The sequence below is a fragment of the Serratia sp. CY32780 genome (assembly GCF_052169135.1).
In the GTDB taxonomy this organism is placed as follows: Bacteria; Pseudomonadota; Gammaproteobacteria; order Enterobacterales; family Enterobacteriaceae; genus Serratia; species Serratia sarumanii.
In genome coordinates, this window is record NZ_JBJNLI010000003.1 from 1 (window position 1) to 14,778 (window position 14,778).

Sequence of the window (14,778 nt, forward strand, 5' to 3'; positions counted from 1 at the left end):
TCGGGCTCGACCGGTAAACCGAAGGGCGCGATGAACGAACACCGCGGGGTGGTCAACCGGCTGGTGTGGATGCAGGAGGCCTACGGCCTGACGGCGGCGGACACGGTGCTGCAAAAAACACCGTTCGGCTTCGACGTCTCGGTGTGGGAGTTCTTCTGGCCGCTGATGGTCGGCGCGCGCCTGGTGATGGCGAAGCCGGAAGGGCACAAGGATCCGGACTACCTGAGCCGCGCGATCGAACAGTATGGCGTCACCACGCTGCACTTCGTGCCGTCGATGCTGCAAAGCTTCCTGGCGGACGGGCAGGCGGCGACGCGCTGCGGGCAGGTGGTGCGGGTGATGTGCAGCGGGGAAGCGCTGCCGGCGACGCTGGTGGCGGAGTTTTACCGCCGGCTGCCGCAGGCGGAGTTGCATAACCTGTATGGGCCGACGGAGGCGGCGGTGGACGTCACCGCCTGGCACTGTTCGCGGGAGGCGGAACGGGTGTCGGTGCCGATCGGGCGGCCGATCGCCAACACGCGCATCTACCTGCTGGACGAGCGCGGGCAGCCGGTGCCGCTGGGGGCGGTGGGCGAGCTGTATATCGGCGGGGTGCAGGTGGCGCGGGGCTACCTGCACCGGCCTGAACTGACGGCGGAGCGCTTCTTGAGCGATCCGTTCGCGCCGGGCGGGCGGATGTACCGCACCGGCGACGTGGCGCGTTATCTGGCGAACGGCGACATCGAGTACCTGGGGCGCAACGATCAGCAGGTAAAAATCCGCGGCTTCCGCATCGAATGCGGGGAGATAGAGGCGGCGCTGGCGACGCACCCGGCGGTGCGCGAAGCGGTGGTGGATGCACGGGCGGTGGGCGACGACAAACGGCTGGTGGCGTGGGTGGTGCCGGCCGCGGACGTGGCGGAAGAGACGCTGGCGGGCGCGCTGCGGCAGCATGTGAGCGCGGCGCTGCCGGACTATATGGTGCCGTCGGCCTGGGTGGTGGTGGCGGCGTTGCCGCTGTCGCCGAACGGCAAGCTGGATCGTCGGGCGTTGCCGGAGCCGCAGGGGGCGCAGAGCCAGGCGGCGTACGAAGCGCCGCAGGGTGAACACGAAACGCTGCTGGCGGCGATCTGGCGCGAGCTGCTGAACGTGGAGCGGGTCGGGCGCCACGATAACTTCTTCGAGCTGGGGGGCCACTCGCTGCTGGCGGTGCGTCTGACCAACCGTCTGCAGCAGATGGAATGGCAGCTGCCGTTGCAGGTCCTGTTCGCCAATCCGACGCTGCTGGCATTGGCGCAGCAACTGCGGAGAACCGATGAGGCGCTGCCGCCGATCGAGGCTATGCCACGCGGCGCCGCGTTGCCGCTGTCGTTTGCTCAGCAGCGTTTGTGGTTCCTGACGCAGTTGGAAGGCCTGAGTGAAACTTACCATATTCCCCTGGCACTGAGCCTGCGCGGCGAGCTGGATCTGCCCGCCTGGCGGCAGAGCCTGGATGCGCTCTATGCCCGCCACGAAGCGTTGCGCAGCCGGTTTGTCACCGTCGAGGGGCAGCCGCAGGCGCACATTCTGCCGGCAGACGCGCTGCCGTTGACGGTGCACGATCTGCGTGGGCGGCAGGATGCTCAGAGCCAGGCGCGGCAACTGGCGCAGCGCCTGACGGAGGCGCCTTTTGATTTGACGCAGGGGCCGCTGGTGCGCGCCGCGCTGATCCGCCTGGCGGATGAGGAGCATCTGTTCCTGCTCACCTGTCATCACATCATTTCCGACGGTTGGTCGACCGGCATTCTGCTGCGTGAACTGGGGGCGTTGTACGGCGCTTTGCGTCGCGGCGATGCCGATCCGCTGCCGCCGCTGCCGCTGCAATACGCAGATTACGCCGCCTGGCAGCGTCGCTATCTGACGCCGGAGCGGCTGGCGGCGCAGGCGCAATACTGGCGCGAAACGCTGAGCGATGCGCCGGCGCTGCTGACGCTGCCGACCGACCGGCCGCGTCCGACGGTGCAGTCTTTCAGCGGCGGGGAGGTGCCGATCGCGATCGACGCCGAGCTGACGCAGGCGCTGCGGCAGTTCAGCCGGCAGCATGGCGGCACGTTGTTCATGACGGTGCTGGCGGCCTGGAGCCTGGTGCTGGCGCGCATGGCCGGGCAGCAGGAGCTGGTGATCGGTACGCCGGAGGCCAACCGTGGCCGGCTGGAAACCGAATCGCTGGTCGGCTTCTTCGTCAGCACGCTGGCGCTGCGCATCGATCTTCGCGACGATCCGGATCTGCCGACGCTGATCGCGCGGATCCGCCACGCGGTGCTGGCGGCACGGGAAAATCGCGATCTGCCGTTCGAGCAGGTGGTGGAGCTGGTCAATCCGCCGCGCCACCTGGGTTATACCCCGCTGTTCCAGGTGATGTTGGCCTGGCAGGACGGCTCGGTGCGCGATATCTCGCTGCCTGGGCTGCAGGCCGAGAGTGCCGAGTTGGGCTATCAGATCGCCAAGTATGATTTGACGCTCGATCTGGCGGAGCGCGACGAGCAAATCAGCGGGACGCTGAACTTCGCCACGGCGCTGTTCGACCGCGCTACCGCCGAACGTTACGGCGTTTACCTGGTGCAGGTGCTGCGGGCGATGGCGACAAATGCTACGCAGCCTGCGTCGCATCTCGATCTGCTGCCGGCTGCCGAGCGCGAACTGTTGTTGTACGGCTGGAACCGAACCGCGGAAGTTTATCCGGCGCAGAGCTGTGCCCACGTCCTGTTTGAACAGTGGGTGCAGCGCACGCCGGACGCCGTTGCGGTGGTGAACGATCGGGACAGCCTGAGCTACGCCCAATTGAACGCCCACGCCAACCAACTGGCGCACCAACTCATCGCACAGGGCGTGCGCCCGGGCGATCGCGTGGCCACGTCGCTTGAACGCAGCGTTTCTCTGGTCATCGCCCAGCTGGCGATCCTCAAGGCGGGGGCCGCTTATGTGCCGCTCGATCCGCACCTGCCCGTTGCGCGGCAGGCGTGGATCATCGGCGACAGCGGGGCGTCGTTGATCCTGTGCGATCGCGATATCGACCGCGAGATAGCCGGCGAGATCGCCTGCCTGCGTATCGATCGGCTGCGGCAGAATCCGACCCACGATCCGGCGGTGCCTCGCGCCGGCGGCGCGCCGGCCTACATCATGTATACCTCGGGCTCGACCGGTACGCCTAAAGGCGTCATGGTGACGCACCAAGGCATCCTCCGGCTGGCGATCAACAATCGTTTTGCGTCGTTTGAACGCGGCGATCGCTTCGCTTTCGCCGCCAATCCGGCGTTTGACGCCAGCACGCTGGAAATGTGGGGAGCCCTGTTGAATGGCGCCAGTCTGGCGATCATTGCGCCGGAAGTGTTGACGGAAGCCGAGGCGTTGGCGGCGGCGCTGGTGCGGCAAGGGATTAACGTCTTGTTCCTGACCACCTCGTTGTTTAACCAATATGCCCATAGCATCGCCGCGACGCTGGCGCAGTTGAAATATCTGCTGAGCGGCGGTGAAGCGGCGGATCCGCACGCCTTTGCCCGCATGCTGAAAGAGGCTGGGCCGGTACGGTTGATCAACGCTTATGGGCCGACCGAGTGTACGGTGTTCGCCACGACGGCCACGATCGAGCGAGTGGATCCATGGCAGCGTTTGCCTATCGGGCGGCCGATCGGCAATACCCGGATTTATCTGCTGGATGAGCACGGGCAACCGGTGCCGCTCGGCGCGACCGGCGAGATCTACATCGCCGGCCCCGGGGTGGCGCTGGGTTATCTCAACCGCGCAGAGTTAACGGCAGAGCGATTCCTGGCGGATCCGTTTAACCCAGGCGAGCGGATGTATCGCACCGGCGATCTGGCGCGCTATCTGCCGGACGGCAATATCGACTACCTGGGACGCAACGATCGGCAGGTGAAAATTCGCGGCTTCCGCATCGAATGCGGTGAGATCGAGGCGCGAGTGGCCGGTCATCCGGCGGTGCGCGAAGCGGTGGTGGATGTCCTCGGCGAAGCGGACAATAAGCGACTGGTAGCCTGGGTGGTGCCGGAGGCTGACGCGGCTCGCCAGACGTTGGCGGTGACGCTGCGACAGTATCTGGCGGGGATGTTGCCGGAGTTTATGCTGCCGGCGGCCTGGGTGGCGCTGGATACGCTACCGCTGACGCCGAACGGCAAACTGGATCGGCGCGCGCTGCCTGAGCCGCAGGAGGACGCCTACGTGCGTGAGGTTTACGCCGAACCTGAAGGCGAACTTGAAACGCTGCTGGCGGGGATCTGGCGCGAGCTGCTGGGCATTGAGCGGGTCGGGCGCCACGATAACTTCTTCGAATTGGGCGGCCACTCGCTGCTGGCGGTGAAGTTGATGGCGCAGCTGCGCCGTGTCGGGCTGAGCGCCGGGGTGCAAACGCTGTTCACCGCGCCGACGCTGTCAACGCTGGCGCAGACGTTGGTCACGCAGCAGGAAGTGAGCGTGCCGGCCAACGGTATCCTGCCGGGCTGCGTAGCCATTACGCCGGAGATGTTGCCGCTGGCGACGCTGAGTCAGCCGGAGATCGACGCGGTGGTGGCGCAGGTGCCGGGCGGCGTGGCCAACGTACAGGACATCTACGCCTTGTCGCCGCTGCAGGAGGGGATTTTGTTCCACCATCTGCTGGCGGAACGGGGCGACCCGTACCAGCTGTCCGCGGTGCTGCGTTTCGACAGCCGTGCGCGCCTGGACGCCTGGCTGGCGGCGATGCAGCAGGTGATCGATCGCCATGACATTCTGCGCACCGCGTTCATCACGCAGGGCGTGTCATCACCGGTGCAGGTGGTGTGGCGCAAGGCCGAGTTGTCGCTGCGAGAACTGCGGCTCAATCCGGAGGAGGGCGAGATCGGTTCGCGGCTGACGGCGTTGTTTGATCCGCGCCGCGTGCGGCCTGATCTGACGCGCGCACCGTTGCTGAGCTTTGTCGCCGCACAGGGGGAAGAAGGCAGTTGGTGCGTGCTCCAGCAGTGGCATCACCTGATCGGCGACCACTCGACCCTGGCGGTGATGCAGGAGGAGATCAACCTGATCCTGGCCGGGCGCGGGGACGAACTGGCCAAGGCACCGCCGTTCCGCAACGCGGTGGCGCAGGCAAGGCTCGGCGTCAGCAAGGCAGAACACGAACGGTTCTTCCGCACTATGCTGGCGGATATCGATGAACCGTCGCTGCCGTTCGGCCTGAGCGACGTGCATGGCGAAGGGCGGGATATCTCGACGGCGCACCTGGCCTTACCGCCTGCGCTCAACCAACAGCTGCGGCGGCAGGCGCGGCGGCTGGGCGTCAGCCTGGCCAGCCTGTGCCACCTGGCCTGGGCGCAGGTGTTGGCGCGCGCTACCGGCCGCGATGAGGTGGTATTCGGCACCGTATTGTTGGGCCGCATGCAGGCCGGAGACGGGGCGGAACGGGCGCTCGGATTGTTTATCAATACGTTGCCGCTGCGGCTGGATGTCAACGAGGTCGGCGCGGAATCGGCGGTGTTGCAGGCGCACATCCGGCTGAGCGGGCTGCTGGCCCATGAGCATGCGCCGCTGGCGTTGGCGCAGCGCTGCAGCGGCGTCGCCGCGGGCACGCCGCTGTTCAGTGCCCTGCTGAACTACCGGCATAACAGCGGCGAGGATACCGCATTGCCGACCGGCGTGTCGCTGCTCGATAGCCAGGAACGCACCAACTATCCGTTCGTGCTGTCGGTCGAGGACGGCGGTGATTCGCTGGGCCTGACGGCGCAGGTCAGGCAGCCGATTGAAGCGCAGCGCGTGTGCGGCTATATGGCGCAGGCGTTGAGCGCATTGGCGCAGGCATTGGAGCAGGCGCCTCAGACACCGGTCTGTGAACTGGAGGTGATGCCGGATGAAGAGTATGCGCTGCAGCTGTGCCGCTGGAATCATACGGCGGAAGCTTACCCGGCGGATACCTGCGTGCACGAACTGTTTGAACAGCAGGCGCGGCTGACGCCGCAGGCCATCGCTTTGATCCAGGATGCGCAACGGCTCAGCTACGCACAGTTGAATGCGCGCGCCAACCGGTTGGCGCACCGGCTGATTGAGCGCGGCGTACAACCGGGCGACCGGATCGCGGTGCGGCTGGCGCGCAGCATCGAACTGGTCTGCGCCCAATTGGCGGTAATCAAGGCCGGGGCGGCGTATGTGCCCATCGATCCGCAACTGCCGGCCGCGCGTCAGGCGTGGATCGCCGATGACAGCGGCGCCTGCCTGATGCTGACGGACGCCATCGGCGACGAGGAGATCCCGCAGCTGACGGTCGAGGATCGCGAAGCTGAAGATCATAACGGTAACCCGGCGTTGCGCGTGTCGAGCGGCGCGACGGCCTACATCATGTATACCTCCGGCTCGACCGGTACGCCGAAAGGCGTCATGACGCCGCACCAGGGGATCACGCGTTTGGTGCGCAACAACCGCTACGCCGCTTTTGACGCCGACGACCGCATCGCCTTTGCCGCCAATCCGGCATTTGATGCCAGCACGATGGAGGTTTGGGCCGCCCTGTTGAATGGCGGTGCGCTGGTGGTGATCGCGCCGGAGGTGATGATGGAGGCCGAGCGTCTGGCGGCCGAACTGCAACGCCATCGCATCACCACGCTGTTCTTGACCACTGCGCTGTTCAATCAGTATGTGCACAGCATCAGTGGCGCACTGGCGCAGTTGAAATATCTGATTAGCGGAGGGGAGAAAGAGGATCCGGGCGCTTATGCGCGGTTGTTGCAAGAGCGGGGGCCGGTGCACCTGATCCATGCCTATGGGCCGACGGAGACCACCACCTTTGCGACAACGGCACGTATCGAGCGGGCTGAAGGGGAGGCGCGCTTGCCGATTGGGAAACCGATCGGCAATACCCGCGCTTACTTGCTGGACGCCCGCGGGCGCCCGGTGCCGATGGGGGCGGTGGGGGAATTGCATATCGGCGGCGTGGGGGTGGCGTTGGGCTACCTGAACCGACCGGAACTGACGGCACAGCGCTTTCTGAGTGATCCGTTCAATCCGGTCGGCGGCGGCCGCATGTATCGCACCGGCGATCTGGCGCGTTATTTACCGGACGGCAGTCTTGAATACCAGGGGCGATGCGATCAGCAGATCAAGCTGCGCGGGTTCCGCATCGAACCGGGCGAGATTGAGGTGCAGCTGGCGGCGAGCCCGTGGGTGCGGGAAGCGGTGGTGCAGGTTTGTTCGACGGAACATCATCCGCGCCTGGTCGCCTGGATCGTACCGACGGCCGACGTTGACCGCAGCGCGTTGCAGGGACAGCTGCGGGCCTATCTGAGCGAACGTTTGCCGGAGTACATGGTGCCGTCGGCTTATGTCTGGCTGGATGCGCTGCCGTTGACCGCCAACGGCAAGCTGGATCGGCGTGCCTTGCCGGAGCCGGAGCGCGCGGCAGTCGGCACTCGGGAGTATGTGGCGCCTCAGGGGGAGACCGAAACGACGCTGGCGCGGGTATGGTGCGAGCTGCTCGAGATTGGCCAGATAGGGCGCCACGACAATTTCTTCGAGCTCGGTGGCCATTCGCTGCTGGCGGTACGTCTTTCCAGCCAGCTGCGTCAGCAAGGCATCACCTTGCCGGTACAGGCGATCTTCAACCATCCGATATTGGCCGAGCTGGCCGAGCGGATAGATCGTCGCACCGCAGAGGCTCCGATGCGCAAGGCGGTGCCGGCTCGCAGCAGCGGCAGCCGGCCGCCGCTATTCTTCGTTCCGACCGGCTTTGGCGACCACTCCTACGTGTTTGAATTGGCCAAGGAGATCGACAAGACCTTCCCGGTCTACGCCGTGCCGTGGCCGGCGATGGAGGAGAAGCCGGCCACCATGTCCGATATGGCCGCCAGCGCCGTGGCGTTGATTCGCGAAGTGCAGCCGCAGGGGCCATACCATCTGGCGGGGTACTCTTCCGGCGGGGTGTTGGCCTATGCCATCGCCGAGCAGCTGCAATCGGCCGGGGAAGCGGTCGCCTTCCTGGGGTTGATCGACACGTTGCGGCCGGTGGAGGCGATGCACAGCCCGGTCCAGCTGTTGCTGAACTGGGTGGAGTCAACGCAGGAAAGGCCGGATCCCCAGTTCTGTCAGCAGTTGGCCGAGCTGCCGTTGCCGGAGGCGATCGCGGCCGTGCAACGCGCCGGGATCAAGACTCAGCGTGAGGAAGTGGCCGACGAGGCGGCGCTCTGGCAGCAGCGGCACCACTACGCCAAACTGGTGGAAGCGACCCTGGTGCAGCCCGCATCGCTGAAAATCCATCTGTTCAAGGCGAAGCAGGAGCAGGTTTCCGTCAATTCGCAGAACGCACAGTTCCAGGCGTATTGGCAGAGGATCAAGCAGGCGGGATATTGCCGCGAAGACGCTTCCGCGTTGGGATGGGATAAGCTGCTGCCGCCGGCGACCGTCCGCGTCAGCCAGGTCAACGGCGACCATGTGTCGATGATGGAGCATCCGGTTCATCGGCGTGAACTGGGGCAACACTTCAACCTGGCGTTGCGCGAGCTCGGACAGGCGTAAGCCGGCGAGATGTATCCGATGAGAAAGCCCTCGCAAGAGGGCTTTTTTTTACCCGTTGGCGGCGGTTTTGACGAGTTCCACCACCAGCGGTGAAAGCTCGCCGCGCAGCGCGGCGCGTTCCGACTGGAACAGCGTGGCGACGTAAAAACGCCGGCCCGGCAGTTCGATGGCGCGCACGTCGCCTTCGGTGTCGTGGCCGCTGACGATCAGCGGGAAGCGCTCAAGATCGGCGACGAACTCCGGATTTACGCCGAAGTTGCAGTGGTAGCCTTCATGGGTGTTCAGGCTACCGTAGGCCTGCGCGACGCGGGTGTCAGGCTGAAAAGCGATGTCGCCGGTTTTTTCCACCAGCGAACAGCTCAGCGGGGCGATCACCAATCGGCCGCCGCTGTCGGTTTCCGCATGGCCGGCGTCGTGCCAGCCCATCACGTTGCGGGCGTACTCGACGATGGCGTATTGAAAACCGCCGCATGAGCCGAGGAACGGCACGTCGTTTTCCCGCGCATGGCGGATCGCCATAAAGGCGCCGTCGTCGTAACGATACGGGCTGCCCGGCACCACCCAGATGGCGTCGAAATTTTGCAGCACGTCGGGGGAGGTCAGGGTTTCTGTCGGTAGCCATTGGGGCTGCACGTCGATGTCGAGATGGGCGGCGGTGAGCTGGAGCGCCACGGGGATAGCCTGATGGGCCACGGCTTGCGGGTTGTAATCACCGACCAGAGCAATGCGAACTTGAGCTTTCATCATTTCCTTTCCTGTGCGGGTAAAAAAGGAGATTACAGGAAAGTAGAGTGTCGAGCCGCCGCTTTTTAAACGTGGCGCACAAAAAAGCCCGGCGTTGGCCGGGCTGGAAAAAAGAGGGTCAGTACAGCGAGGGCGCGCCGGCCGGTCGGGTTTTGAAGCGGCGGTGCAGCCACATGTATTGCTCCGGCGCCCGCATGATCTCTTTCTCGATCACTTTGTTCATGTAAGCCGCCGCCGCCTGTTCGTCGCTGAGCGGGTAGTCTTCCAGGGCCGGTTGAATCAGCAGGTCGTAGCCGCGGCCGCCTTCGCGGCGGATCAGCACCACCGGCACCAATGCCGGGTTGGCCATGCGCGCCAGCATGAAGGTGCCGCTGGTGGTGGCGGCCTGATCGACGGCGAACAGCGGCGCGAATACGCTGCCGCGCGGGCCGTAGTCCTGATCCGGCGCGAACCATACCGCCTCGCCGCGCTTGAGCGCGTGCACCATGCCGCGCAGATCCTTGCGATCGATCATCGCCTTGTTGGAGCGCATGCGGCCCTTGGTCTGCGCCCACTCCATCGCCTTGTTGTTGTGCGGGCGGTACATCGCCATCATCGGTTGGCACAGGCCCATCGCCCGGCCGCCCAGCTCCAGCGACATAAAGTGCACGCCGATCACCAGCACGCCGCGATCGTCGCGCTGCGCCATTTTGAGGTGGTTGATGCCGGAGACGTTGAACCAGCGCTTGACGCGTTTATCCGACCAGAACCAGGCCATGCCGGTTTCCAGCAGGCCCATGCCGAGCGATTCGAAGTTGCCCACCACTTTACGTTCGCGCTGCGCTTCGTCCATCTCGGGGAAGCACAGTTCGAGGTTGCGGCGGGTAATGGTGACGCGACGCTTAAGAAAACGCATCGAAGTGCGCCCCATCCACACCCCCAGCCGATTGAGCAACGGGTAAGGGAGCTGTACCAGCAGGAACAGCAGGGCCAGGCCGAACCAGGTCAGCCAGTAGCGCGGGTGCAGCAAGGAAAGTTGAAATCTCTTTTGGCGTTTCATAGCAGCTCGTTTATGCGTTAGGGGGTAGCAACCTGTAACGCATAAAGGATCCACTCGATTGCGATACAACACTCAGACACCCAAGTACGGCCAGGGTTTAGTCGGAATTCCATAATTGACTAAACATTTACATTCGAAGGGCGGTTTGCGCTGCTATCAGGCTTCGGAGGGATAGCTGTTGGCCAGCGGAGGCGGCTCTAGGAACGTGTATGTTAACACAGGGTACGGGGTACAGAGGAAGAGGGGCATGCGAATATTCTCATTCGCGTTGCCCCTGAGTTGAAGATTGGCTCGTTTTATAGGCTGGGAATGATAATCGCGGCGAAAATCGCAGCGATCACCAGCCATTTCAGCAGGTAGTAACCGCGGCGGTTGCGCGCCTTCAGGCGCTGGCCGGCATCGCGCACCGCGTTGACGTATTTGAAGATGCGGTTGATGCCGCCGGTGCGGTCCTGATCGTCGTTTGGCGAGCTGGCCGCCGACATCAGCGTGGTGCCGACCCAGTGGTTGACCGCCTGCGCCCAGCGCCATTTCATCGGCCGCTCGACGTCGCAAAACAGAATGATGCGCGTCTGATCGGTGGCGTTCTGCGCCCAGTGCACGTAGGTTTCGTCGAAGATCACCGCCTCGCCGTCGCGCCAGCTGTGCTGCTCGCCGTCCACCTCGATGAAGCAGCGATCGTCGTTGGGCGTCATCAACCCCAGGTGATAGCGCACCGAGCCGGCGTAAGGATCGCGGTGTTTACCCAAATGGCTGCCGGGCGGCAGCTCGGCGAACATCGCGGCCTTGACCGACGGGATGCGGTTGAGCAGCTCGACGGTTTTTGGGCACAGCGTCTGCGCCGAAGGGTGGCTGTCGCTGTACCACTTCAGATAGAAACGTTTCCAGCCGCGTTTGAAGAAGGTGTTGAACCCCGCATCGTTGTGCGACTGCGCCTTTTTGATGTGATGCTGCAAGCGCACCGCTTCCTCGCGGATCACCTGCCAGTTGTCGGTCAGCGTCTGCAGCTCCGGGAAAACTTTTTCGTCGAAATAGGGCTGCCTGGCGGGCAAACGGGAGAAACCGGTCATAAACATATTGATCGGCCCCATAAAGGTGGAGTGATCGAACAGTTGGCGGGTAAGCTTTTGTTTCTCCTTGCCGCGGGAGTGTGCGTAAAGGAAGCTGACGATAAAAACGCCTATAATGATGACGGCAACCATAGAATCCATCCCTGTCATTACTGATTATTACGAGGTAAAAAACGTAAAAATTATAGTTTTGTGACAGATAAAATTTAACTTTTTCGTGCCATTTCGCCATTGTTGAACGTAGATGGCATGAAAAGTTAATTAAGATGTGAGTGTTGATATTTTATGTTGGTATTTTTGGTTTTCGTACTATTCTTAGGTTTCTTTAACGGGATTGTGTGCCATCTTATTTCATGAAGAATGGCACGTATCTGAGAAAAGAGGGACTTATGAAGAAATCAATCATTGCCTTGTCTGCACTGCTGCTCGCTTCCCCGGTGTTCGCCGCTGAGACCGCGACCGACACCGCCGCTCACGCCAGCAACGAGGTCGTTGCCGAAGCGCACAAAGGAGCGGATACCGCCAAAGAAAAGCTGCACCAGTCTCAGGACAAGGGTGAAGAGCTGAAGCTGAAAGCCAAGCACGCCGCCGAAGGCAAGAGCGACAGCGTCGGCAGCAAAGTGAGCGAAGGCTCGCAAAAGGCCTGGCACTCCACCAAGCAAGGTTCAGAGAAGGCTTGGGACAAGACCAAGCAAGGGGCGGAAAGCCTCAAGAACAAAGTGACCGAATAAGGTCGCCGCTTTGCCACAAGGGCCGCGCTGCGGCCTTTTTTATTGCCCGCAAACCGGGGGCGCCCCAAAAGAAAAAGGCGCTTATCAAATGAGATAAAGCGCCTTTTCAACACGTTAACTGACTAGTATCAGTTCATGCCGTATTTTTTCAGCTTCTTGCGCAGCGTGCCGCGGTTGATGCCCATCATCAGGGCTGCGCGGGTCTGGTTGCCACGGGTGTATTGCATCACCATGTCCAACAGTGGCTGTTCAACTTCAGCCAGTACCAGCTCATACAGGTCATTTACGTCTTGACCGTTCAGTTGAGCAAAATAGTTCTTCAGTGCTTGTTTAACCGAGTCACGCAGAGGCTTTTGAGTCACCTGATCTTGTGAGTTAACGGTAGAAACGGTCAGTACGTCAGAATTTACGCGTTGTTCGAACATAGTTCTGTCAGCTCTTTTTTTACGCTAAGATTTTCGAAATATGCCTCCAACGCCTCCAGCTGTTCGCTGGCATCCTCTATGGCGTTGAATGTGCGCCGAAACTGGTCATTCGGAGCGTGTTCCTGGAGATACCAGGACACGTGCTTACGAGCAATCCGGAATCCCTTGCCTTGGCCATAGAAGCCGTGCAATTCCCGAATGTGCCCAATCAACAAGCGCTTCACCTCGCCAAGCGGCAGCGGCGGCAGCAACTCCCCAGTGTCCAGATAATGCTGGATTTCCCGGAAGATCCAGGGTCTCCCCTGAGCAGCGCGGCCTATCATCAGGGCATCGGCCCCGGTGTAGTCGAGCACTGCTCTGGCTTTATGCGGGTCAGTAATATCCCCATTCGCGATAATCGGAATGGAAACACTCTGCTTAACTGCCCGAATGCTGTCGTATTCCGCGTCGCCGTTAAACAGACAGGCGCGGGTTCGGCCGTGAATCGTCAGGGCCTGAATACCACAGTCTTCGGCCAGTTGGGCAATCTCTACACAGTTACGATGCTCTGGCGCCCAGCCGGTGCGAATCTTCAGCGTTACCGGCACATCCACCGCGTCAACCACCGCGTGGAGGATCCGTTTAACCAGATCCGGGTACTGCAACAAGGCGGACCCGGCAAGCTTCCGGTTCACTTTTTTGGCCGGGCATCCCATATTGATGTCGATGATCTGCGCGCCGCTGGCCACGTTGATACGCGCGGCGGCGGCCATATCATCAGGATCGCATCCGGCAATCTGCACGGAGCGGATCCCTGGTTCATCGCTATGCACCATACGCAGACGCGACTTATCCGTCCGCCACACCTCCGGGTTGGAGGAGAGCATCTCGGATACAGCCATCCCAGCACCCATTGCATGACAGAGGGTTCTGAACGGGCGATCTGTAATACCGGCCATCGGGGCCGCAATCAGGCAATTAGTAAGCTGGTGGTGTCCAATGCGCATAGACAAAGAGTGACCATACTGTGTCCGCAAGGGCGCGTATATTACGCATTTTTGCGCCGAGATGAAAGGCCAAACTTTAACCAATTGGCGCGATATTAGGGCAAAAAATGCGCTGCGCAGTGATTCATAAAAATATTGTATATATTTTACAATGAGTTGACGAAAAGTGCTTATTTAGTGTGCGGTAAAATATTCGCCTTTGCGCAGAATATTATCTGCATTCACCCGCGTTTTTTGCCGGGATAGCCTGCCTGGAAGGCGCATTGTCAGGGCGATCCGTCGTTGAACGGCGAAAAATTGCATAAAATTTTGTCTCGCCCGCGGGCCGATCGCCAGGCAAAAAAAATCCACCGGCGCAGGGCCGGTGGATGAGGGAGCAATAGACCGTGACGCTTACTTGCGGCGGCCGGTGATGCGGCACCACTCTTCACGCTCGGCGGCCGGGTCGAGCGTGAACTTCTCTTCGTAGGCTTGCGCAACGCTGCTCGCCTGACTGGCCAGCACGCCGGACAGCCCCAGATGGCCGCCGGCCTTCGGCAGGCAACCGATCAGCGGCGCCAGCTCGCGCAGCGGGCCGGCGAGGATGTTGGCGACCACCACGTCCGCCAGCAGGTCCGCCGGCTGGTCTTTCGGCAGATACAGCTCCAGACGCTCTGAAACGCCGTTACGCTGCGCGTTGTCGCGGCTGGCCTGAATGGCCTGGGGATCGATGTCGATGCCGATAGCGCGCGCCGCACCCAGCTTCAGCGCGGCGATTGCCAGGATGCCGGAACCGCAACCGAAGTCGATGACGGTTTTGCCGGCCAGATCGAGGCCGTCCAGCCACTGCAGGCACAGCGCGGTGGTCGGGTGGGTGCCGGTGCCGAACGCCAGGCCCGGATCGAGCATCACGTTGACCGCATCGGGATCCGGCACGTCGCGCCAGCTCGGGCAGATCCACAAACGCTCGCCGAAGCGCATCGGGTGGAAGTTATCCATCCATTCGCGCTCCCAGTCCTTATCTTCCAGCTGCTCTATCTTGTGGCGGAAACCGGCGCCCAGCAGCGGGTGCTGTTCCAGCATCGCCACCACCTCGGCCATATCGGTTTCCGCGTCGTACAGGCCGATCACGTCGGTATCGCCCCACAGCAGGGTTTCACCCGGCAAGGGTTCGAACACCGGGTTGTCGTGGGTGTCCTGGAAGGTCACCGACACGGCGCCGCTTTCCACCAGCGCGTCGCTCAGGTCTTCCGCCTGGCTGCCGGTGGTGTTCAGTTTGAGTTGGATCCAAGGCATAGC

At 62.5% G+C, this 14,778-nt stretch carries 8 protein-coding genes; 2 read left to right on the top strand and 6 right to left on the bottom strand.

Annotation, left to right across the window (positions count from 1 at the left end; all coding sequences use genetic code 11):
• The coding region (locus ACJ8HH_RS16290; protein ID WP_442516991.1) for an amino acid adenylation domain-containing protein at positions 1–8,505 on the top strand (8,505 nt) is incomplete at its 5' end.
• Positions 8,506–8,553: 48 nt separating this feature from the next.
• Here ACJ8HH_RS16290 and ACJ8HH_RS16295 read toward each other — a convergent pair.
• From ACJ8HH_RS16295 to lpxO, 3 genes are all read right to left on the bottom strand, one after another.
• Positions 8,554–9,252: a CTP synthase C-terminal region-related (seleno)protein gene (locus ACJ8HH_RS16295; protein WP_223182220.1), complete on the bottom strand. Its 699-nt coding sequence runs from the start codon at positions 9,250–9,252 to the stop codon at positions 8,554–8,556.
• Positions 9,253–9,367: 115 nt separating this feature from the next.
• Positions 9,368–10,288, bottom strand: a complete 921-nt coding sequence (lpxP, locus tag ACJ8HH_RS16300; protein WP_033648968.1) for a kdo(2)-lipid IV(A) palmitoleoyltransferase — start codon at positions 10,286–10,288, stop codon at positions 9,368–9,370.
• 296 nt (positions 10,289–10,584) lie between these two features.
• Positions 10,585–11,490 (bottom strand): lipid A hydroxylase LpxO, encoded by a 906-nt coding sequence (lpxO, locus tag ACJ8HH_RS16305; protein WP_033648969.1) that lies wholly within the window; start codon positions 11,488–11,490, stop codon positions 10,585–10,587.
• Between the two features lie 257 nt (positions 11,491–11,747).
• Between lpxO and ACJ8HH_RS16310 the strand changes: the two genes are divergently transcribed.
• Positions 11,748–12,089, top strand: a complete 342-nt coding sequence (locus ACJ8HH_RS16310; RefSeq protein WP_004936850.1) for a hypothetical protein — start codon at positions 11,748–11,750, stop codon at positions 12,087–12,089.
• A gap of 128 nt (positions 12,090–12,217) precedes the next feature.
• Here ACJ8HH_RS16310 and fis read toward each other — a convergent pair whose 3' ends face one another.
• The 3 genes from fis to prmA all read right to left on the bottom strand — a co-directional run bounded on the left by fis (position 12,218) and on the right by prmA (position 14,775).
• Entirely contained in the window at positions 12,218–12,514 is a 297-nt protein-coding gene (fis, locus tag ACJ8HH_RS16315; protein WP_000462905.1) for a DNA-binding transcriptional regulator Fis, read from the bottom strand.
• Positions 12,496–13,500, bottom strand: coding sequence for a tRNA dihydrouridine synthase DusB (dusB, locus tag ACJ8HH_RS16320; RefSeq protein ID WP_004936856.1), 1,005 nt, complete (start codon positions 13,498–13,500; stop codon positions 12,496–12,498). Before dusB ends, fis begins: the two co-directional genes overlap by 19 nt.
• Positions 13,501–13,893: 393 nt before the next feature.
• Complete coding sequence (prmA, locus tag ACJ8HH_RS16325; RefSeq protein ID WP_033648970.1) at positions 13,894–14,775, bottom strand: 50S ribosomal protein L11 methyltransferase; 882 nt, start codon at positions 14,773–14,775, stop codon at positions 13,894–13,896.
• Positions 14,776–14,778: the final 3 nt, after the last annotated feature.